The 21,605-nt window shown below is 68.6% G+C and carries 20 protein-coding genes; 4 read left to right on the forward strand and 16 right to left on the reverse strand.

Features of this window, described 5'->3' with window-relative positions; genetic code table 11:
- Positions 1–63 precede the first annotated feature (63 nt).
- Positions 64–255: a hypothetical protein gene (locus FE263_RS11165; protein WP_138326064.1), complete on the reverse strand. Its 192-nt coding sequence runs from the start codon at positions 253–255 to the stop codon at positions 64–66.
- Between the two features lie 185 nt (positions 256–440).
- Between FE263_RS11165 and FE263_RS11170 the strand changes: the two genes are divergently transcribed.
- Both FE263_RS11170 and FE263_RS11175 read left to right on the forward strand, forming a co-directional pair.
- Positions 441–1,820: an MFS transporter gene (locus tag FE263_RS11170; RefSeq protein ID WP_205880339.1), complete on the forward strand. Its 1,380-nt coding sequence runs from the start codon at positions 441–443 to the stop codon at positions 1,818–1,820.
- Positions 1,821–1,946: 126 nt separating this feature from the next.
- A complete protein-coding gene (locus FE263_RS11175; RefSeq protein WP_138326065.1) occupies positions 1,947–2,645 on the forward strand; it encodes an HAD-IA family hydrolase in 699 nt (232 codons plus the stop codon).
- Here FE263_RS11175 and FE263_RS11180 read toward each other — a convergent pair.
- The 13 genes from FE263_RS11180 to FE263_RS11240 all read right to left on the reverse strand — a co-directional run bounded on the left by FE263_RS11180 (position 2,621) and on the right by FE263_RS11240 (position 14,772).
- A complete protein-coding gene (locus FE263_RS11180) occupies positions 2,621–3,574 on the reverse strand; it encodes a substrate-binding domain-containing protein (protein ID WP_138326066.1) in 954 nt (317 codons plus the stop codon). The two genes, FE263_RS11175 and FE263_RS11180, sit on opposite strands and share 25 nt — an antisense overlap.
- Positions 3,575–3,594: 20 nt before the next feature.
- Positions 3,595–4,584: an ABC transporter permease gene (locus FE263_RS11185; protein WP_138326067.1), complete on the reverse strand. Its 990-nt coding sequence runs from the start codon at positions 4,582–4,584 to the stop codon at positions 3,595–3,597.
- The gene (locus FE263_RS11190) at positions 4,581–6,128 is read right to left on the reverse strand and encodes a sugar ABC transporter ATP-binding protein (RefSeq protein ID WP_205880340.1); all 1,548 of its coding nucleotides are present in this window, start codon (positions 6,126–6,128) and stop codon (positions 4,581–4,583) included. Before FE263_RS11190 ends, FE263_RS11185 begins: the two co-directional genes overlap by 4 nt.
- A gap of 114 nt (positions 6,129–6,242) precedes the next feature.
- On the reverse strand, positions 6,243–6,593 hold the full coding sequence (locus FE263_RS11195; protein ID WP_138326068.1) for a gamma-glutamylcyclotransferase family protein: 351 nt from the start codon (positions 6,591–6,593) through the stop codon (positions 6,243–6,245).
- Between the two features lie 11 nt (positions 6,594–6,604).
- Positions 6,605–7,366: an SDR family NAD(P)-dependent oxidoreductase gene (locus FE263_RS11200; RefSeq protein ID WP_138326069.1), complete on the reverse strand. Its 762-nt coding sequence runs from the start codon at positions 7,364–7,366 to the stop codon at positions 6,605–6,607.
- A gap of 24 nt (positions 7,367–7,390) precedes the next feature.
- On the reverse strand, positions 7,391–8,383 hold the full coding sequence (locus FE263_RS11205) for an acetamidase/formamidase family protein (protein WP_138326070.1): 993 nt from the start codon (positions 8,381–8,383) through the stop codon (positions 7,391–7,393).
- A gap of 13 nt (positions 8,384–8,396) precedes the next feature.
- On the reverse strand, positions 8,397–9,134 hold the full coding sequence (locus tag FE263_RS11210) for an ABC transporter ATP-binding protein (protein ID WP_240759380.1): 738 nt from the start codon (positions 9,132–9,134) through the stop codon (positions 8,397–8,399).
- A complete protein-coding gene (locus FE263_RS11215) occupies positions 9,127–9,849 on the reverse strand; it encodes an ABC transporter ATP-binding protein (RefSeq protein WP_138326071.1) in 723 nt (240 codons plus the stop codon). The genes FE263_RS11210 and FE263_RS11215 overlap by 8 nt, the downstream gene beginning before the upstream one ends.
- Positions 9,846–10,886, reverse strand: a complete 1,041-nt coding sequence (locus tag FE263_RS11220; RefSeq protein ID WP_138326072.1) for a branched-chain amino acid ABC transporter permease — start codon at positions 10,884–10,886, stop codon at positions 9,846–9,848. The genes FE263_RS11215 and FE263_RS11220 overlap by 4 nt, the downstream gene beginning before the upstream one ends.
- Positions 10,886–11,749: an ABC transporter permease subunit gene (locus tag FE263_RS11225; RefSeq protein ID WP_205880341.1), complete on the reverse strand. Its 864-nt coding sequence runs from the start codon at positions 11,747–11,749 to the stop codon at positions 10,886–10,888. Before FE263_RS11225 ends, FE263_RS11220 begins: the two co-directional genes overlap by 1 nt.
- A gap of 2 nt (positions 11,750–11,751) precedes the next feature.
- Positions 11,752–12,996 (reverse strand): urea ABC transporter substrate-binding protein, encoded by a 1,245-nt coding sequence (locus tag FE263_RS11230; RefSeq protein ID WP_138326073.1) that lies wholly within the window; start codon positions 12,994–12,996, stop codon positions 11,752–11,754.
- Positions 12,989–13,636, reverse strand: a complete 648-nt coding sequence (locus FE263_RS11235; RefSeq protein ID WP_138326074.1) for an ANTAR domain-containing response regulator — start codon at positions 13,634–13,636, stop codon at positions 12,989–12,991. Before FE263_RS11235 ends, FE263_RS11230 begins: the two co-directional genes overlap by 8 nt.
- Positions 13,633–14,772 (reverse strand): transporter substrate-binding domain-containing protein, encoded by a 1,140-nt coding sequence (locus FE263_RS11240; RefSeq protein ID WP_205880342.1) that lies wholly within the window; start codon positions 14,770–14,772, stop codon positions 13,633–13,635. Before FE263_RS11240 ends, FE263_RS11235 begins: the two co-directional genes overlap by 4 nt.
- Before the next feature lie 221 nt (positions 14,773–14,993).
- Here FE263_RS11240 and FE263_RS11245 point away from each other — a divergent pair, with 221 nt between their 5' ends.
- Positions 14,994–16,526 (forward strand): amidase, encoded by a 1,533-nt coding sequence (locus FE263_RS11245; RefSeq protein ID WP_138326075.1) that lies wholly within the window; start codon positions 14,994–14,996, stop codon positions 16,524–16,526.
- Between the two features lie 4 nt (positions 16,527–16,530).
- Here FE263_RS11245 and FE263_RS11250 read toward each other — a convergent pair whose 3' ends face one another.
- Both FE263_RS11250 and FE263_RS11255 read right to left on the reverse strand, forming a co-directional pair.
- Positions 16,531–19,713 carry an efflux RND transporter permease subunit gene (locus FE263_RS11250; RefSeq protein ID WP_138326076.1) on the reverse strand — a complete coding sequence of 1,061 codons (3,183 nt, stop codon included), beginning with the start codon at positions 19,711–19,713 and terminating at the stop codon, positions 16,531–16,533.
- Between the two features lie 53 nt (positions 19,714–19,766).
- Entirely contained in the window at positions 19,767–20,993 is a 1,227-nt protein-coding gene (locus FE263_RS11255) for an efflux RND transporter periplasmic adaptor subunit (protein WP_138326077.1), read from the reverse strand.
- Positions 20,994–21,335: 342 nt separating this feature from the next.
- Between FE263_RS11255 and FE263_RS11260 the strand changes: the two genes are divergently transcribed.
- Entirely contained in the window at positions 21,336–21,605 is a 270-nt protein-coding gene (locus FE263_RS11260) for an acyl carrier protein (RefSeq protein ID WP_240759383.1), read from the forward strand.

Genomic DNA, 21,605 nt, shown 5'->3' on the forward strand with positions numbered 1-21,605 from the left:
GAGCCTCCGAAAGCCCTCGGTGTCCTGCAATTCGCAGGCCACCGCGGGCGGGGGGTGCCGGCCTCAGCGCCGCGGCGGCGCCCCGCGGTCCGCGGTGGTCGTCGCAGCGGTCGCCGTGCCCCGCGCATTGGCTGGCTGCATGGCCGAGGCCCGCTTGCGGTCGGTCTCGCGCGACTCGACGGCGGTCCGGCCGAGGGCGCGGTTCGGCGCCAGCAGGAGATGGAGCGGGTAGGACGGCAAGGGCGTGCTGAGCATGGTCCGGGTCTGGTTGTTCGGGTGCTGCAATACGCCGACCCGGGCACGTTCCGCTTGAACATCGCGTGACAGCAACCGGAGCCTGGGCGGGCAGGAGCAGCGCGCGGTTGCGGCGGGGCCTGAATCGGGCTGCAGTCCGGGACGTTGCGCCGCCGGCTTGGAGCGGTGCTTCAGGAGGCGCAGGCATGGCGGCGACGATCACGGCACAGCTCGATCCCGGGCAGCAGGCGTTGATGGACCGGGCAGTGAAGCACCTGGTGACCCATCACAGCCCGAACGGCACCCGGGTCGGCTGGCTGATGATCGCCTCGATCCTGGTGGAGGCGTGGGACCTCTATTCGATCGCCTTCGTGCTGATCTTCCTGCGCGAGCAGTTCCATCCGTCGCCGGCCCTGCTGGGCCTGGCCGGCGCCGGCACCCAGGGCGGCGCGATCATCGGCTCGCTGGTCGGCGGCTGGCTGTCGGACCGGATCGGGCGGCGCGCCATCTTCCTCAGCACGATGGTCATGTTCATCGTGTTCGCCCTGGCGCAGGCGTTCGTGCCGGACATGATCTGGCTGGTGGTGATCCGCCTGATCCTGGGCATTCCGCTCGGGTCCGACATCTCCAACGGCTACACCTACATCATGGAGTTCCTCCCCAAGGGGGAGCGTGAGATCATGGGCAACCGCTGGCAGTTCATGTTCGCGGTCGGCGAGGTGTTCGCGCTGGCCCTGATCGCCGTGCTGCTCGCCTTCTCGCTGCCGCACTGGCTGGTCTGGCGCTTGACGCTCGGGTTCGGCGCGGTGCCGGCGGCGATCATCTTCGCACTGCGCTACAACCTGCCGGAAACGGCGATCTGGCTGATCCGGCGCGGACGGTTTCCCGAGGCCAAGCTGGTCTCGGTGCAGATGTACAACGATGCGCTCGATTTCCTGCCCGACCAGGATGTCGCGATCCCGCAGCCACGGGCGCGGGATTTCCTGAAGCATATCTGGCGTGATCCGATCCGTCGCCGCGCAACCCTGTTCGGCTGGATCTCCTGCTTCGCACAGGGCAGCGAGTTCTCGACTTTCGCCTTCTATATCCCGGTGCTGTTCGTCCTGGTCGGCGTGTCCAGCGTGATGGGCACCGACCTCGTCACAATGGTGCTCTACATCATCGCCGCGATCTCCGGCTGGGTCGGCCCGCTGATCACGCCTCGCATCGGACAGCGCGGGCTCAGCATCGCGGGCTTCGGCATCGTGCTGGTGTCGCTGCTGGTGGCCGGCTACGCGATCAAGTCCGGGCACACGATGATCCTGCCGTTCGCTGCGGCGGTGATGCTCTGGGGCCATTACTGGGACGCCGAGAACGGCATCACCATCGCCTCGATGATGGCGCGGCCGGAATATCGCGGCGTCGCCTCGGGCTTTGCCTACATCTTCGTCAAGCTGCCCTCGTTCCTGGCGATCTTCCTGTTCCCGGTGCTGTTCAGCGCCATCGGACACGGCAACGCCACGCTGTTCGTGGCGATCTTTCCGCTGATCGGCCTGCTGGCGGCGCTCTTCCTGCTGCCCGAGGTGTACGGCTACGACGACGACTGACCCGGGGTGTCTGGATCGGCGCTATGGCGTCCGACGCAGCCACCGGCACGGTTGTTCCGTCGGCGCGCGCGGATGCTAGAAGGAGTTCCGACCGTGCGCCGCGGCAGACAGGAAAGCGCCCAGCCGATGACCCAGACGCTGTTTCCGGGAAGAAGCTTCGCCGCCTTCCTGTTCGACATGGACGGCACCATCCTGAGCTCGATCGCCGCTGCCGAGCGGGTCTGGACCAGATGGGCGGTCCGGCACGGCCTGGATGTCGCCAGCTTCCTGCCGACCATCCATGGGGTGCGGGCGGTGGAGACGATCCGCGGGCTCGCCCTGCCGGGGGTGGATCCGGAAGCCGAGGCGGCGGCGCTCACCCGCGCCGAGCTCGACGATGTCGACGGCATCGAGGCGATCCCCGGGGCCGCCGAGTTCCTTGCCTCGGTGCCGCCCGACCGCTGCGCGATCGTGACCTCGGCGCCGCGCGCGCTGGCGTTGCGCCGGCTCGAGGCGGCCGGCCTGCGCCCGCCACCGCTGCTGGTCAGCGCCGATGACGTAACGCGCGGCAAGCCGGCGCCGGACTGCTTCCTGCTTGCCGCGAGGCGCCTCGGCCGCCCGGCCTCGGAGTGCCTGGTATTCGAGGATGCGCCGGCGGGCATCGCGGCGGCCGAGGCCGCCGGTGCCGCCGTGGTGGTGGTCACCGCCACCCACGCCCACCCGATGGCGACCGGGCACAGGACAATGGCGGACTACCGCGGGCTGGCGGTAGCCGCCGGTCCGGCGGGTGTGCTGGAGGTGCACATCCGCGGGCAGCAACCTCAGAATGGCGAGTTGGGATCGTAGTACTCCGAAGCGTTGTCCTTGGTGATCAGCACCGTCGAGAGCAGGAAGGTCCCGCGCACCGCCGCCTTGGAGACCAGGTGGGCGACGGTGAGGTCGATCGCCGTCTTCATCATCGAGGGCGGGTAGGACACATCCACCGGCATCATCGCGTTGCCGTCCATCACCCCCTTGATCACCTCGCGCATGCCGGCGCCGCCGACCACGAACCTGATGTCGCTGCGCTTCGCCTGCGCGATGGCTCTCAGGGCGCCTTGCGCCACGTCGTCGTCGGCGGCCCAGACCGCATCGATATGCGCGTGCTTGGCGAGGAAGTCCTGCATCACCTTGAAGCCCTCGTCGCGGCTCCAGTTGGCGAACTGCATGTCCAGGATCTTCACGCCCGACCCGGCGATCGCCTGCTGGAAGCCGGCGACGCGTTGGCTGTCGACCACGGTCGGGATGCCGCGCATCACCACCACGTCGCCATGGCCCAGCTTCTGGACGAAGTACTTTCCGGCGACGCGGCCGAATTCCGGATTGTCGCCGGCGACATAGAGGTCCTGGATCGCGGGATCGGTCAGGCCGCGATCCACCACCGTGATGAACACGCCCTTCGCCTTGACCCGGCGCACCGCCCCGGTGAGCTGGCTGCTGTCGTACGGCAGCACCACCAGGGCGTCGGGCTTGGTCCCCGCCGTGAGGTCTTCCAGCGCGCTGGCCTGGTCGGCGGCGCTGGCCGACGGCTTCACGATCACCGTCAGGCCGGGATAGGCATGCTCCAGCAGCGCCGCCTCCTGCTTGGCGTCGTACAGCAGGCCGCCGGTCCAGCCATGGTCGGCGGTCGGCAGCGAGACCGCGATGGTGTAGTGGCCGGACTGCGCCCGCGCGGGTGCCCCCAGCAGGATCCCGGCGGCCAGTGCGGCGGCCGCGCCGATTACCCCGTGCCTCATGCCCATTCCTCCCATGCGCCTCAGTTCCGCCTGAGGCTCCTTTGCACCAGCATCGCGACGATGATGATCGCGCCTTGCACGGCGCCGATCAGATACTCGCTCACCAGGTTCGACAGCACCATGATGTTGGCGACCGATTCCAGCACCAGCGCGCCGGCGATGGTGCCCCAGATGCGGCCGTTGCCGCCGCGCAGTGACGTGCCGCCGATCACCACGGCGGTGATCGCCTGCAACTCCCACAGCAGGCCGGAGGTCGGCGTCACCGAGGACAGGCGCGGCACGTAGAGGATGGTGGCGATGCCGACGCAGCCGCCCTGGATGACGTAGGTGAGGGTGCGCACCCGGCCGATGGCTACCGACGAGTAGCGGGCGACTTCCTCGTTGGCGCCGATCGCCACCACGTGGCGCCCGAACGGGGTGCGGTTGAGCACCACCCAGGCGACGCCGCCGAGCAGCGCGAACACCAGCACCGGCACCGGCATGCCGAGCACGGAGCCGAAATACACCGGCCGCACCAGGTCCTGCAGCGCATCGGGGGTGAGCGACAGCGAGCCGCCCTGGGCGAGGTAGGTGGTCAGCGCCCGGAAGATGCCCATCGAGCCGAGCGTCACGATGAACGCCTCGAGGCGGCCCACGGTGATGACCAGGCCGTTGGCGAGACCGCACAGCGCGCCGCCGCCGATCGCAACGAGACCGCCCACCGCCAGCGCCGTGCCCAGGCCGTGACCGGCGCTGGCGTTGCTGAGCAGGATGGCGCTGCCGCCGATGAAGGCGGACATCGAGCCCACCGACAGGTCGAGGCCGCCGGCGGCGATCACGAAGGTGGCGCCGATGCCGATCACCGCGATGAAGGAGGCGCGGGTCACCACGTTGGCGATGTTGTCGGGGGCCAGGAAGCGCGCGTTCAGCAGCGTGCCGACCAGCACCAGCACCGCCAGGGCGGCGAACGGCGCCAGCGAGGCAGGATCGATGCGGCGCGGGCGCGCGGCGCGGGCGGCGGCGTTGCTCATGCCGCCCGCTCGCCGACGCCGGTCGCATGCACCACGATGGCATCCTCGGTCATGTCGTCCCCTTCGAGCTCGGCAACGACGCGGCCGTGGCGCATCACCAGCACGCGGTGGCAGAGCCCGATCAGCTCCTGCATCTCGGACGAGATGACCACCACCGCGTTGCCGGCCGCGGCGAGGGCGGCGATGAAGCGGTAGATCTGCGCCTTGGTGCCGATATCGATGCCGCGCGTCGGTTCGTCGATCACCAGGATGCGCGGTCCGGTCAGCATGGTCTTGGCCAGCATCAGCTTCTGCTGGTTGCCGCCCGAGAGCTGCCCGGCGAGCGCATCGCGACGGCCGGCACGGATGTCGAACCCGGTGCGCGCCTGCTCCATGGCGGCAAGCTCGCGCGCGGCATCGAGCAGGCCGAAGCGCTGGAACGGCGCCACCAGGGTGAGGTTGGTGGCGAGCGGCTGGCGCAGCAGCAGGCCGCGGCCCTTGCGATCCTCGGTGAGGTAGCCGATGCCGGCCCGCAGCGCGCTGCGCGGCGACAGGTGCGCCAGCGTCCGGCCATGCACGACGAGCTGCTCCACCTGGGCCGGACGCAGGCCGATCAGCCCCTCGAACAGCTCGGTGCGCCCGGCCCCGACCAGCCCGCCGAAGCCGAGGATCTCCGCCGGGCGCAGGCTGAAGCTGGCCTCGCGGACTTGGCCGGGCACCCGGGCGCGCGTCACCTGCAGCGCCGGGGACGCGGATGCGGGCGGCGGCGCAGCCTTCGGCGGGAACAGGGTGGACATGTCGCGGCCGACCATCAGCCGGGCCATCTCGAGTTCGCCGAGGCCGGCCGCCGGTCGCGAGGTGACCAGGCGGCCGTCGCGCAGCACGGTGACGCTGTCGGCGATCATCGCGACCTCGGCCAGCCGGTGCGAGATATACAGCAGCGCGACGCCGGCCGCCTTCAGCGACAGCAGGGCAGCGAACAGGGCGTCCACCTCGTGCGGGGTGAGCACCGCGGTCGGCTCGTCCAGGATCACCACCCGCCGCGGCACCAGCAGAGCGCGCGCGATCTGCACCATCTGCCGCTCGGCGATGGACAGCCTGCCGACCGGCATGTCGGGCGCGACCCGGCAGCCGAGCGATGCCAGAAGTTCGGCCGCGAGCGCATGCATGCGGGCCCGGTCCAGGAACGGGCCACGGCGCAGTTCGCGGCCGAGGAACAGGTTCTCGGCGACCGTGAGTTCGCCGGCGAGCAGCTGCTCCTGGTGCACCAGGACGATGCCGAGCTGCTCCGCCTGCATCGGGTTGGCGAGCCGCACCGGCTGGCCGTCCAGCAGCACGCTGCCCTGGTCGGGTTGCAGGTGGCCGGACAGCAGCTTCATCAGGGTCGACTTGCCGGCGCCGTTCTCGCCGAGCACCGCGCACAGCTCGCCGGCCCGCACGGAGAGGCTGACATCGGACAGCACCTGGACCTGGCCGTACGACTTGCCGAGGGCGTCCGCTGCCAGGGTGGGAGTGGCCTGGGCGGCGGGCGCAGGGGTACGGTTGCCGATCAGGCCGCTTGCCAACTGCTTCCCCCCGGTGCGCTGGCGGACTTGATGCCCGTTCCTTGACGCCGCTGCCGAGCATGATCCGCCACCCGGCCGGAGACAAGCGGCGCCGTTGCGTCTGCCGATCGAGCGTCAGGCCCGGATATAGACCCAGGCGTCGCGTCCGGATTGCGTGCGCACCCGGACCCGCCGGTATTCCGGGCCCTCGTAGTCGTCGGCCCGTGCCAGCCCGGCCTGATCGAGCGTCAGCACCACACCCGCCACCCGATCATTCGCATCGTCCGACGCATCCAGGATCGGATAGGTGGCGGGGTCCGGCGCTCCGGCCTCCACGATGGTGATCGTGCCGCGGCGATAGCCCGCGACGGTGTCGGGCTCCCCCGTCAGCAGGCGTCCGAAGCAGGCGAGCTGTACGGCCGGGTCCTGCAACGTGCCATACGAGAACAGCAGGATGACGCGCTCCGGGTCAACATCGCTGGTCAACCGGGGCGCCCCTAGAACTGCACGCCGCGGGTCAGCGCGCCGTCCACCACCAGGTTGGTGCCGGTGATGAAGCTTGCCGCAGGGCTGGCCAGGAACACCACCGCGCGCGCGACCTCCTCCGGGGTTGCCATGCGTCCGGTCGGGTTGAGCGCCAGCGCGGAGGCGAACAACGCCGGATCGTCGCGCTCGATGCGGGCCCAGACGCCGCCGGGGAAGTAGGTGTTGCCGGGCGACACCGAGTTGGCGCGAAGCCCGCGTGGCGCAAGCTGGTAGGCGAGACCCTGGGCGTAGTGGATCAGCGCGGCCTTGAATGCGCCATACGGGCCGGCGGCGAAATCCACCTCGCGGCCCGAGACGCTGGAGATCAGCGTGATCGAGCCCGCCGCCGAGCGCTCCAGCCAGGGCATCGCGGCATCGACCAGCGTGACGCTGCCGAGGATGTCGGTGGCGAAGCCGGCGCGCCAGGCGGCCTCGCCGGCGCCGATGGCAAGCGCGCTGACATTGGCCACGATCATGTCGAGGCCGCCGAACTCCTCTGCCGTCGCCGCGACCCAGCTGCGCACCGCATCGCCATCGGCGACATCGAGCGCACGGCCGCTGGCACGCGGGGCGACCTTGGCGAGGTCCGCGACGGTCTCCGTCACCGCCTGGGCGTCGCGGGCACAGATGGCGACGCTGGCGCCCTCGCGCGCGAACAGCTCGGCGATGGCGCGGCCGATGCCCCTGGTGCCGCCGGTCACCAGCGCGGTGCGGCCGGCTATCTGCAGATCCATCGCTCGTCTCCCGATGCGGGTGGCTCAGGCGTGCAGGATCGCCTTGCTGATCGAGGCGCCCAGCGAATATTTCGGATCGACCATGTTGCCGAGCCGCACGCGGCCGCACTGCGTCAGCAGCATGTAGGCGTCGATCTCGTCATAGCCGAAATCCGCCGCCATCCAGCGCACCAGCTCGCGATACGCGATGCGGGCGGCATCCTCCATCGGACGCGAGGAGCCGATGGCCATGTAGAACTCGGCATTCTCCAGTCGCGGCCAGCGTATGGTCCAGTCCTTGATCAGGTCGATCTGCACGGTGGTGACGGTGGGATGCTCGAGTGCCACGCCGCACAGCTCGCCGTCGCCCTGCGTTGCGTGGCAATCGCCGAGATACAGCAGCGCGCCGGCGACCTGCACCGGCAGGTAGATCACCGAGTTTGGGGCGATGTCCGGCACGTCCATGTTGCCGCCGTAGTAGTCGGGATGCAGCGAGGAGATCGCCTCGATTTCCGGCGAAGTGCCGATGGTGCCGATGAACGGCCGGTACGGCAGCGTGATGCGGTCGTTCCAGACGGTGCCGTGCTCGGCGGTGACGTGCAGCTTGCGGACCCGCTCCGGCAGCGGCGGGTTGAGCAGCGCGGTGTCGCCGGTCGCCACCAGGCCGCCGAACTCCGGCATGATCAGCGTGGTGCCGACAGGCTGCGGACCGCGCGGCACGATCGAGCGTATGCTGACCGCGAGGCAGTCGCCCTTCCCGGCGCCCTCGACGTATATCGGTCCGTTCTGCGGGTTGAGGAACGGGAAGTTCAGCAGGGCGGTCGGGCTGTCTGTCTCCGAGCGGATCTTGCCCTCGAAGGCGTCGTGCGTCTCCACCGAGACCACGGCGCCGGGGGCCACGCGCAGCACCGGCTCGGCATACGGGCCGTACACGTAATGGTATTTCCCCTGGTCGGCCTCCGTCATGCTGTGCTCGGAGGTGACCTTGCCGGCGGCGACGCCGCGGCGCGCCATGATCGAGCTCTCGAACCAGGACATTGTCTAGCTCCCTTCAGACTGCGAGATGGCGGCGCATGATGCTGCGATCCTGCAGATCCTGCGCCGAAAGATCGGCGGTGATGCGGCCCTTGTCCATGACCGCGCAGCGCTGCGCCATGGCGCGGATCATGTCGAGATTCTGCTCGACCAGCATGATCGGGATCCCGGTCTTGCGGTTCAGCGCCACCATGATGCGCGAGATGTCCTGCACGATCGAGGGCTGGATGCCCTCGGACGGCTCGTCGAGCAGCAGCAGCGACGGCTGGCCGATCAGCACGCGCGCGATCGCCAGCATCTGCTGCTGCCCACCGGAGAGGGTGCCGGCACGCTGGCGCCGCCGTTCGTGCAGGATCGGGAAGGTATCGTAGGCGCGCTGCAGGTCCGGCCGGCGACCGACGCAGAGGCTCTCGGCGACGCGCAGGTTCTCCTCGACGCTGAGCCTGCCGAACACGTCGCGGCCCTGCGGCACGTAGCCGATGCCGGCGCGCGCCCGGCGATGCACCGGCAGCGTGTCGAGCGGGTTTCCGCTCAGCCGGATCTCGCCCTGCATCGCCGGCAGCAGCCCGATCAGCGCGCGCATGAGGGTCGTCTTGCCGACACCGTTGCGGCCGATGACGGCGACGATCTCGCCCGGCCGGATGGCGAGATCGACACCCTGCAGCACCGGCTTGCCGCCGTAGCCCGCATGCAGGCCGCTGACCGACAGCACCGGCATCGAAAGCCCAGGCACCGGGGGCATCGCGTCAGTCATACCGGGTCTCCCCGAAATAGATTTCCGCCACCCGCTCGTCGGCGACGATCTCCTGCATGCTGCCCTGCGCGAAGATGCGGCCGAGATGCAGCACGCTCACCCGCTGCGCCACCTGGCGGACGAACTCCATGTCGTGCTCGACCGCGAGCACGGTGACGCCCGCGCGGTTGAGCGACCGCACGAGTTCGCCGGTGGCGTGCGTCTCGTCGGGCGACATGCCGGCGGTCGGCTCGTCGAGCAGCAGCAGGCGCGGCTTGAGCGCCACCGCCATGCCGATCTCCAGCCACTGCTTCTGGCCGTGGCTGAGCTCCGACGCCCGCTGCAATCCGGCGGCATGCAGGCCGAGGAACTCCAGCAGCCGGTCGATCTCGCGATCGAGATGCGCGCGCGCAAGGTGGTGCTGCAGCGCGATCGCCAGGTTCTGCCGCACGGTCAGCGCCTGGAAGATCCCGGGCACCTGGAACTTCACGCTCATGCCGCGCCGGATGCGCTGGAACGGCTTCAGATTGGTGATGTCCTCGCCGGCGTACAGGATGCGGCCGCCGGACGGCAGCACGGCGCCCAGGATGAGCTTGAACAGGGTGCTCTTGCCGGCGCCGTTCGGGCCGATCAGGCAGTGGATCTCGCCCTCCTCCAGGGCGAGCGACACCCCGGCGGTGACGTGCAGGCCGCCATAGTGCTTGTCCAGCGCCTCGGTCTGCAGCAGCGCGCTCATCGGGCACTGCCCGGACGGCGGCGGCGCAGCAACGCCTCGACCGGGCCCGCCACCAGCCCGCGCGGCGCCAGCAGCACGGTCGCCACCAGCAGCGCGCCCATCACCACCAGCGCGTACTGGCTGCCATAGATGGTCAGCGCCTGGAAGCCGGCCAGAACCACCAGGGTGCCGACCAGCGTCGCGGTGAGGTCGTGGCGGCCGCCGACCGCAACCCACACGATCGGCAGGGCCGCCGCGTTCAGGCCCATGCTTGAGGGCGTGATGTACTGGCCCCAGGAGGTGTAGAGCGCGCCGCTGAGCCCGGCGAGCGCGCTGCCGATGACGAAGGCGGCGAGCTGGTACAGCCTGACATCGTAGCCGAGCATCTCGGCGCGTTCGGGATTTTCACGTATCGCCACCAGCACGTTGCCGAAGCGCGAATTTACCAGCATGCGCAGCGCGAGGTACACCAGCACCAGCAACGCGAGCACCAGGTAGTAGAGCCCGATATCGGGGAACAGCACGATGTCGCCGCCGGACCAGGGCAGGGTGAGCGGCGGCATCGCGTTCATGCCGTTGTAGCCGTTCAACCGCGCGGCGCCGACATGCCATTCCGGCCCCGCGGTCTGCGACATGAAGCGCTCGCACACCAGCGTGACGGACAGCGTGACGATGCCGAGGAACACCCCGCTGATGCGGCCGAAGAACAGGAAATAGCCGAGCAGCGCCGCGAAGGCTGCCGCGAGACCGACCGACAGCAGCAGCGCCAGCAGGGTGAAGCCATGCGCCGCGCCGAAATCGGTGGTGAGCACGCCGTAGCCGTAGCCGGACAGGCCGAAGAACGCGGTCTGCCCGAAGGAAAGCGCGCCGCCATAGCCCCAGATCAGGCACAGGCCGAGCGCCATGAACACCCAGTCGAAGAAGTAGACGGTGTTGCCGACGGTGTAGCCGTCGACGAAGACCGGATAGCCCGCGGCGATGCCGAGGCAGACGACGAAGCCGGTCCAGAACCAGCGGCCGCGCCCGAGTGTCTGCGGGCCTTCGAGAAGCCGCCACATCAGCCGCGTTCCTGCAGCAGCCAGCCGGAGACGCCGCGCGGCAGCACCCGGACCATGGCGATCACCGCCACCAGCAGCGCCACCTGGCCGATCAGCTGGCCCTCCCAGGAGGTCGCGAGCGCCTTAACCACGCCGAGTACCGCGGCGGCCGGCGCGGTGCCGATGAAGACGTCGGTGCCGCCGATCACCACGGTGGCGAACGCCTCCATCAGGAAGGTGCCGCCCATGGTCGGCACGATGGTCATGGTGGGTGCGTACAGCCCGCCGGTGAGGCCGGCGAGGGCGGCGCCGAGGCCGAAGGTCAGGCTGTAGACGCGACCGGTATCGACGCCCAGCGCCTCGGCCATGTGCGGCAGCGCGATGGTGGCGCGTGCCACGGTGCCGTACCGGGTGACGTTGAACAGCAGGTAGAGCGCGCCGAGCAGGGCGACGGCGACCGCGATCAACAGCAGCCGGTAGACCGGGTAGGAGTTGCCGCCGAGGCTGACGCTGGTGAACGGCGTGCCGACACCGGGCAGGCTGGAGCCGACCAGGATCAACGTGCCTTGCGTCGCGATCAGGCTGATGCCCCAGGTGGCGACGATGCTGTCGAGCGGCCGGCCATACAGGTGCCGGATCACCAGCCGTTCCAGCACGATGCCGATGACGCCGGCGACCAGCGCGCCGCAAGCGATCGCCACCGGCAGCGGCAGCCCGAGGCGTGCGACGCTGACGGTGACCATGGCGCCGCACATGATGAACTCGCCATGCGCCAAGTTGATCACCCCCATCATGCCGAAGATGACCGCGAGACCCAGCGCCGACAGCACCAGGAAGGCGAAGGAGTCACCGCACTGGTAGAGCAGGTTCAGCAGGGAGGCCATGCTCAGCCCTTGGGCGGCGGGCTGCTTGGGGTGTACTGCGTATGCGGATCGCTTTTCGTCAGGTCGCAGCCGTTGTCGCCGAGCCAGTACGGCTTGATGTCGGGCCACACCTTCGGGAAGCTGATCGAGTGGTCGGCATTCACCTTCGCCAGGTAGATGGTGTGCGAGGTGTGCTGGCTCTTCGGGTCGATGCACATGCGGCCTTCCGGCGCATCGAGACAGACATCGCCCTTGGCGATCACCGCGCGCAAATCGTCACGCTTCGTCGAGCCGTGCGCGCGCTCGACCATCTGCTTGTACAGGTAGAGCGCCGCATAGGAATTCTCCGCCTCCTGGTTCACGTACGGCTCGTGCGGGAACATCGCATGCCACCTGCCCAGGAACGCCTTGCTGGCGGGCGTATCGACCTCCTCGATATAGTTTGTGGTGACGTACATGTTGGCGAGCGTCGGTGGCGGGAAGCGCTTGTGCTCGTAGCCCTGGCCGACATTGACCGAGCTGCCCATCGGCACCTGCAGCCCCGCCGCATGCGCCTGTCCGTAGTAGGAGGCCTGGGCGGTGCCGACCAGCAAGGTCATCAGGATATCCGGATGCGCCTTCTGGATGTTCTGGATGGTCTGCGAGAACTGCGACACGCCGAGCGGGATGAACTCCTCGCCCACCATGTGGCCGCCCTGCTGCTTGACGATGTTGCGCACCCACTCGGCCGAGATCTGGCCGAAATTATAGTCCGCCGCGATGGTGTACACGTTCTTGCCGAACTTCTGCATCATCCACGGGATCAGCGTCGAGAACTGCTGCTCCGGCACCGCGCCGGTAACGATCACGTGGCTGTCGCAGACGCCGCCCTCGTACTGGTTGTTGTAGAAGGCGAGGCCGTTCAGCTGGTCGACGATCGGACGGTAGGCTTCGCGCGAGGCGCTGGAAAATCCCGCGAACACGACATCCACCTTGTCGCGCTGCAGCACGCGACGCATGAATTGCTGGTAGCGCGTGTTGTCGGACTGGGTGTCGTAGATCACCAGCTGGATCGGGCGCCCGGCGATGCCGCCGCTCGCGTTGATCTCCTTCGCCGCGAGCTGGATGCCATGCACCTTGCCGATGGTGGCGAGCGCGAAATCCCCGGACTGGTCCTCCAGCACGCCGAGCTTGATCGGATCGGCGGCGTGCGCGGCCGGCGCCGCCAAAATGCCCGCCGCCAGCAGCACGGCCGCGAGCAGCCTGTTTCGATGGGGCACTTCAGCCATGGTCTCTCTCCTGCTTGAAGGGGGCACGCGCCGGGGCACATTGCCTCGGCAGCGTCTGCATCAGGTTGTCGCAGTAATCCTCGATGCCGAGGCGGGCGCGCATCGCATCGCGTCGCAGCGTCTCGAAGGCGGTGTCGTCATCCAGGCCGTCGCGCTGCATCACGTGCAGGATCGCCTTGACCAGGCCGCGCCTGCCACGACGGCGGCGCTCGTGCTCGGCGATGCGGGCCTCCGCAAGCTGGCGTTGCCGGTAGCCGTTGATGCCGAGATAGAGCGATGTGTAGAGCGCGCCCGACTGCACCGGCTTGCGCAGCATCGCGGTCGCACCGGCTTCCATCAGCAGGCGCAGCCGGCTCGGGGTCTCCATGCCGATCAGGCCGATGACCGGCACCGGCGGCTTCAGCTCGATCAGCAGCGGCAGGATCGCGCAGGCACCTGGATCGCCATCGACGATGAGGACGTCGCGATCGGCGCAGAGGGACAATTCCGCCAGCGCGTCCGGCTGTTCCGGCGCGTGTTCGACCGTGACGCCGAGACGTGCCAGCCCGTGCTGCAACGGATCGGACGCGCTGTCGGGCGTTGGCCGGAACAGCATTGCGCGCAGGCCGCTGAAGTTCTGGATCAGGCGCAGCCGGCTCACGAGACCAGCCTCAGATGCGCCTGCGCCGGTTCCAGCTTCGGCATGCTGCGCACGAGGTAGGGATCGGGCTGTACCGGGGCGGCGGCCTCCGCCAGGATGTCGAAGCGTCCCTCGGCGGTCGAGCGTCCGATGCGCGGCGTCAGCCACGCGTGCATGGTCTGCGGATCGAGCCGCACAAGTCCCTGCGGTGCGCGGAGGACCTGTCCCGCCGCCGAGCGGGATACCGCTGCGATGTCGTCGCCGCCGGCTTCCGCCAGCGCAAGGCCGAGCAAGCGGACGGCGACGTAGGACGCTTCCGCATCGGCGGAGGCATCGCCGTGCGCATGCCTGGTGTAGGCATCGACGAAGCGCCGGTTCTCGGCGGAGACGATCGACGAGAAATAGACGCTCGAACTGATGTGGCCGTCGCGCGCGCCCGGCTCGATCTGCAGGAGCTCGGGCTCCGACAGGCTGCAGCTCAGCACCGGCATCGCCGTCGCCTGGTCGATGCCACGCTTCGTGCAGGCGGCACGGAACATCGAGAAGAAACGGTAGGCGGACGTGCCGATCAGGGTGCTGAAGACGCAGTCCGGGGCGGCATCGAGGATGGCGTCGACCACCTGGCCGAGCCCGATATCGCCGACCGGCAGGTAGCGCTCCCCGGCGACCGTGCCGCCCTGCGCCACCAGCACCTCGCGCAGGATGCGGTTGTTCTCCCAGGCCCAGATATAGTTCGACCCGATGCAGAAGATGCGTCGACGCCGCTGCCGCAGCACATGCTCGATCAGCGGGATGATGTGCTGGTTCGGTGCCGCGCCGGTATAGATCACGTTCGGGGCGCTCTCGAAGCCCTCGTAGTGCGAGGGATACCAGAGCAGCGCGTCGCGGTGCTCGATGAGCGGAATGAGTTCCTTGCGGCTCGACGAGGTGTAGCAGCCGACGACATGGCGAATGCCGCGATCGAGCAGGTCGCGGCAGAGCGGCTCGTAGCGCTGAAGATCGCCGCCGGGATCCGCATGCACGACCTGCAGCCGCAGTGCCGGGTTCGAGCGGTTGACTTCCTCCGCCGCCACCAGGGCGCCGTTGTGCATCGCCTGTCCGACCACGCCGTACGGCCCGGAGGTCGAGAACAGCAATCCGATCGCGATATTCCGCAAGCCCCCACCTCCAACGCAAGCAGGCCCGATGGCGAATGCCAGCGGGCTTCATTGCCTAATTCATAAACAATCGACCAAGGATCAGGCGTTCAAGGTGAGCAGCGGTGCTCAACGCCTAAGATGCAGGCTGGAAGATCGGAATCCTTCTGTCAAGCCGGCGGATTGCGCCGCATCCTGGCCGAGCTCTTGCTAGTCGGGAACCGCACATCGGGGCCTGGGTGATGGACGACATCGATATCGTTGAATTGACGCTCGACGGCGCGCAGCAGGCATTTGCCGGCGGACGCACGACATCGGAAGCCTTGACGCAGGCCTTCCTCGACCGCATCGCGCTCTACAACCCGCACTACAACGCCATCATCTTTCTCAATCCGGATGCGCTGGAGGACGCCCGCGCCATCGACCGGCGACGCAGTGCCGGCGAGGCGCTCGGACCGCTGGCCGGCGTGCCGGTGGTGGTGAAGGACCCGATGGACATGGTCGGGTTCCCGACCACTGCGGGCTGGTCCCTGCTGCACGGCAGGACCGGCGGCGTCGACCTGATGCCGGGCACCGACGCGCCGGTGGTGGCGCGGCTGCGGGCGGCCGGTGCCGTCATCCTGGGCAAGACCAACGTCCCGGTGCTCAGCCATACCGGCTCGCATGCCAACGACAGCTGGGCCGGACCGACCTACAACGCCGCCGGACGCCAGTTCCTGCCCGGCGGCAGCAGTGCCGGCACCGCCTGCGCGGTGGCCTCCAGCATGGCGGTGCTGGGCCTCGCCGAGGAGACTGGCGGCTCGATCCAGAACCCGGCCTCGGCGCAGGCGCTGGTCGGCATCAAGCCGAGTTTCGCGCTGGTGCCGAATGCCGGGGTGATGCCGCTCTCCGGGCTGCGCGACGTGGTCGGGCCGATCGCGCGCTGCGTCCGCGACGCCGCGCTGACGCTGGACGTGCTGGCTGGCTATTGCGGAGAGGACCCGAAGACCGTCGCCGCGATCGGCAAGATCCCCCGCGGCGGCTACGCCGCGAACCTGTCGCGCGAGGCGCTGCGGGGCAGGCGGATCGGACTATACGGGCCGGGTTGGCGCGACCTGCCGCTCTCCGTCGAGACGGAAGCGCTCTACAGCTGCGCCCAGGACGAACTGCGGGCGAGGGGTGCCGAGCTGGTGGCGGATCCGTTCCTCGGGTCCGGCTTCGCAGCCCTGCGCCAGCCGACGGTGCCGGATGCCGAATTCGATGCGCGCGGCCTCGAATCGATGCCGTACGACATGCAGAAATATCTCGAGCGGATGGGACCCGACACCGCCCTGCAGAGCTTCGAGGCGTTCGCCGCCGCGACCGCAGCACAGGACCCGTTCGGACCGTCAGGAGTGCTGGGCTTCATGCCCAGGCTGCCGGACTTCGTCGCCTGCCTGGCCGCGCCGCGCCGGGCGCCGGACATGGCCGCCTTCATCGCCCTGCGCGAAGCCTATCTCGCACTCTTCGATGCGGTGTTCGCGCGCGAGCGGCTCGATGTCCTGGTGTTTCCGCAGATGCGCGAGGAATTGGCGCCGCTGCACGGCGGCGGGCGCATCCACGAGACGGTGGTGAGCGAGATCAACATCGCCGGCCTGCCCGCGGTCACGGTGCCGGCCGGCTACCATGGATCAGGTGCGCCGTTCGGACTGGTGTTCGTCGGCCGCATGTGGAGCGAGGCCGATCTGCTCGCCTGCGCCTACGACTACGAAGCCAGCACCGCGCATCGCCGGGCACCGGAGCTGGAGATGCCCTGACGCGCTACTCGGCGACATGCTCGGGGACCGGCCGCACCTGGCCGGCGCGGGTCATCGCGCGGCCGCCGAGCTTGCGCACGACGGTGTAGAACGCGGGCGTGAACAGCAGGCCGAAGCCGGTCACGCCGAGCATGCCGAAGAACACCGCGGTGCCGAGCGACTGGCGCATTTCCGAGCCGGCACCGGTTGCCACCGCCAGCGGCGCCACGCCGAGGATGAAGGCGAACGACGTCATCAGGATCGGACGCAGACGGGTGCGGGCGGCGTGGATGGCGGCATTGGCAGGCGTCGCGCCCTCGTCCTCGGCCTGGCGCGCGAACTCCACGATCAGGATCGCATTCTTGGCGGCAAGGCCGACCAGCACCACGAAGCCGATCTGCGCCAGGATGTCGATCGACATGCCGCGCGCCAGCAGGCCGGTCACCGAGGCCAGCAGGCACATCGGTACGATCAGGATGATGGAAAGCGGCAGCTTCCAGCTCTCGTACTGTGCCGCCAGCACCAGGAAGACGAAGAGGGCGGCGGCGCCGAATACCAGCAGGGTCGGCGTGCCGCGCTCCTGCTGCTGGAAGGCGATCTCGGTCCATTCGAAGCCGATGCCCTTCGGCAGAACCTGGTGGGCGAGCTGCTCCATGCGCGCCAGCGAGGTGCCGCTGGCGACACCGGGGGCGGCCGATCCCATCACCTCGGCGGCCGGGAACAGGTCGTAGCGCGGCACGCGGTACGGCGAGGTGATGTCGTTGAAGCGGGCGACGGTGCCGATCGGCACCATGCGGCCGGCCAGGTTGCGTGCCCGCAGCCGGCCGATATCGTTCACGTCGCGGCGGAACTGGCCGTCCGCCTGCACCACGACCTCGTAGGTGCGGCCGAGATAGTTGAAGTCGTTGACGTACTGCGAGCCGAGATAGACCTCGAGGGTGTTGAACACGTCGGTCGGCGACAGCCCGACCATCTGCGCCTTCTCGCGATCGATGCTGGCATACACCGACGGCGTCCCGGTGCTGAACAGGGTGAACACGCCGGCGAAGGCGGGATCGTGGTTGGCGGCGCCGACCAGCGTCTGCGCTGCCTTGGCGAGCACCTCGGGCCCGAGGCCGGCCTGGTCCTGCAGCATCATCTTGAAGCCGCCGGCGCTGCCGAGGCCCTGCACCGGCGGCGGCGGGATGGTGAGCACGTAGGCGTCCTGGATGCCGGACAGCCTGGCGCGCAGCCTCGCCAGCACGCTGTTGGCATCCATGCCGTGCCGCGTCGGGTGGCCGTATAGCGAGGGCAGGCCGGAGAAGATGGTGCCGTCGTTGGAGGCGACGGTGAAGGTGGTGGCATCGAGGCCGGCGAACGGCACCACGTGCTCGATGCCGGGCGTGTCGAGGATGATCTGGCTGGCCTCGCGCACCGCCTTCTCGGTGCGGTCCAGCGTAGCGCCGGCCGGCAGCTGCAGCACGGTGATCAGGTAGCCCTGGTCCTGCTCCGGGATGAACCCGGTCGGCGCGCGGGAGAACTGGAACCCGGCGAAGCAGATCAGCAGCACGTAGATGACCATCACCAGGCCGAGCATGCGTACGGCGCGCGCGGTGAAGCGCGCGTAGGCGTTGGAGGCGCGGGAGAAGACCCAGTTGAAGCCGTCGAACAGCTTCTGCACGGTGCGCGCGACGATGTTCGGGCGTCGCGCCGCACGCTTGTCGTGGTCCTTGAACAGCACCGCGCAGAGTGCCGGGCTCAAGGTCAGCGAGACCAGGCAGGAGATCACCGTGGAGGCGGCGATGGTGACCGCGAACTGCCGGAAGAACTGGCCGGAGATGCCGGACAGGAAGGCCGACGGCACGAACACCGCGCACAGGGTCAGGGCGATGGCGATCAGCGCGCCGCCCACCTCGTCCATGGTGCGATGCGCCGCCTCGGTCGGGTTCATGCCGAGCGCCATGTTGCGCTCGACATTCTCGACCACGACGATGGCGTCGTCGACCACGATGCCGACCGCGAGCACCAGGCCGAACAGCGACAGGTTGTTGAGCGACACGCCGCAGATCGCCAGGATCAGGAAGGTGCCGATCAGCGAGACTGGGATCGCGATCACCGGAATGATCGAGGCGCGCCAGTTCTGCAGGAACAGGATGACGACGCCGACCACCAGCAGGATGGCGACGAAGATCGTCTTGATGACCTCGTGCACCGATGCCGCGACGAAGGTGGTCGGGTCGTAGACGATCTTGTAGGCGATGCCGGACGGGAAATCCTTCGCCAGCGTATTCATCGTCGAGATGACCTCGTGCTCGACGGCAAGCGAGTTCGAGCCGGGCTGGGCGAAGATGAGCAGCGGTGTCGCATCGCTATGGTCGAGATATCCGGTCGAGCCGTAATCCTGCGCGCCGACCTCCACCCTGCCGATATCGCGTATGCGGGTGACCCGGCCGTTCGGGTCGGACTTCACGACGATGTTCTCGAACTCCGCCGGCGAGGACAGCCGTCCGAGCGTCTGCACGTTGAGCTGGAAGGCTTCGTGGGTGGGGATCGGCGGCTGGTTCAGGATACCCGCCGAGACCTGCACGTTCTGCGCGCGCAGGGCGGCCAGCACCTCGCTCGCGTTCAGGTTGTAGGCGGCCACCTTGTCGGGATCGAGCCAGATGCGCATGGCGTAGTCGCGCGAGCCGAACACCTGCACGTCGCCGACGCCGGGCAGGCGGGCGAGCGCATCCTTCACGTGCAGGGTCGCGTAGTTCGAGATGTAGAGCGGATCGCGCGAGCCGTCCGGCGACAGCAGATGCGCCGCCAGCAGGATGTTCGGCGTCGATTTGCGGACCTGCACGCCGAGCGCCTGCACATCCTGCGGCAGCCGCGGCAGCGTGTCCTGCACACGGTTCTGGGTCAGCATCTGGGCGACGTTGAGGTCGGTGCCGATCTGGAACGTGACGGTGATGGTGAGCTTGCCGTCGCCGGTCGACTGGCTGCTCATGTAGAGCATGTTCTCGACGCCGTTGACCTCCTGCTCCAGCGGGGTCGCGACGGTACGCGCGACGGTTTCCGCCGAGGCGCCGGGGTAGGTGGTGGTGATCTGCACCGTCGGCGGCACGATCTCGGGGAACTGCGCGATCGGCAGCGTCATCAGCGCGCCAAGGCCGATCAGCGTGATGAACACGCTGAACACGGTGGCGAGGATCGGCCGGTCGATGAAGAGGTGCGTGAGACGCATGAGCGAGGCTTCCGGTTGACGCCCGAGTGGGGGTGGAGGTGGGCTCGCCTGGATCAGTTCTCGCCGTCGGCGACCGCATCGAACTGGATCGTGCTGTCCTTGGGGGAGACCTTGGTCCCCGGCATGGCGTGCATGAGGCCATCGACGATCACCCGGTCGGTCGGCTTGAGGCCCGCTGTGACGACGCGCAGTCCGCCGCGCATGTCGCCGATCTGCACCGGGCGGGGCACCACGGTGCCGTCGGCGGCCGCGATCAGCAGCAGGTGATTGGACTGGTCGGGGACCACCGCCGCCGCCGGCACCAGCAGGGCCGGTCGCGGGTTGGAGATGGTCAGCCGGAGGCGGGCAAATTCGCCCGGGGTGAGGAACAGGTCGGGGTTCGGCACCGTCGCCCGGGCATGGATGGTGCCGCTGGCGCGGTCGAGGCTGTTATCGACGAAGTCGAGCGTGCCGGTGCGGGCGAAGTGGCCTTCGTCGCTCAGGCTGATCTCGACGCGGTCGGCGAGGGCGGCCGCCTCGTGCGCCCGCGCATGGCTGAAGGTCAGGAAGTCGCTCTCGCTCATGTTGAAGTCGAGATGGATCGGATCGAGCGAGACGATGGTGGCGAGCAGCGTGGTAGCGCTGCTGCCCGCCCGGCTGCCGCTGATGAGGTTGCCGATCGAAACCTGATGATCGCCGATCCGGCCGCTGAACGGCGCCTGCACGTGGCAATAGGACAGATCGAGCGAGGCATCCTGTACCGCCGCTTCCGCCTGGTCGAGGGCGGCCTGTGCGGACTGCTGGTCGGCGCTGCGCTGGTCGACATTTTCCGCCGTGCCGAAATCGGTGCGCTTGAGCTGCTGGGCACGCCAGAACTCGCTGTTGGCGAGAGCAAGTCGTGCCGTCGCCGTCTTGTACTGGGCACGCGCCTGGGCCAGCTTGATTTCGTACGGGCGTGGATCGATGACGAACAGCAGGTCGCCTTTCCTGACGATCTGGCCATCCTTGAAATCGATCTCGGTCAGGACGCCGCCGACCTGAGCGCGCAACTCGACGCGGTCGACCGCGGAGAACTGGCCGAGGAAACCCTGTCGTCCGGAAACGTCGCGTTGCAGCGGCAGGCTGACGGTCACCACCGGCGGAGGCGGCGCCATCGCGCTTGCGGCACTGTGCGGAGACGACTTCCAGAGCAGCAGGCCGGCGACGGCGGCGACCGCGATGATCGCCACACCCGCCACCGCCATGGGCCTGCGGCGGCGAGTGGGGCGCGTGCTGGAGATCCGGCTGCTCGTCTGGCTCATGGAGTTCCGGTCCGTTCAACGATCTGTCATATTCAATACCGATTGGTATAATGGCCGGCCGAAAAGGTTTCAAGGCTCGCCGCCGGTTGATCGACAGGGAGGCTGAGGCGTTGTCGTGGGGAATTCGCAGCCGCGCCGCCACCATGCGAAGCTGCGGCCAACCTCGTAGCAAGCACGAATTTAACGATCGCTTACCGTAGGCTTACGGTCGCACGGAACTGCTCGGTGCGAGCGCGCCTGCCCCGAATTGCCCAGCGGCCCGGTGCAGTCTATGGTCCAGTGTTACCGATCAGCGACGATCGAAGGAACGGGTAGTCCTTGTCTCAAGAGAATGTGATTTCAGTGATCATCGACGCGGTGCGGTCGCAGGGCGACGTGCCGCCGGAGATCTGCGACCGGATTACCGCCGAGACGAACATCGTGCGTGATCTCAAACTGGATTCGATTGCCGTCATGGACTTCATCATGGAACTGGAAACCAGGTTCAAGACGGTGGTGCCGCTCGATGCGATCGCGGATGTGCAGACCGTCGGCGACCTGGCGACCATCCTCACCCGCAACCAGGCGACCGCGCATGAAACCCGGAATTCCCAGACTGATGTTCAGGTTTAG

Origin of the sequence: Lichenicoccus roseus, from assembly GCF_005844085.1 — a bacterium.
In the GTDB taxonomy this organism is placed as follows: domain Bacteria; phylum Pseudomonadota; class Alphaproteobacteria; order Acetobacterales; family Acetobacteraceae; genus Lichenicoccus; species Lichenicoccus roseus.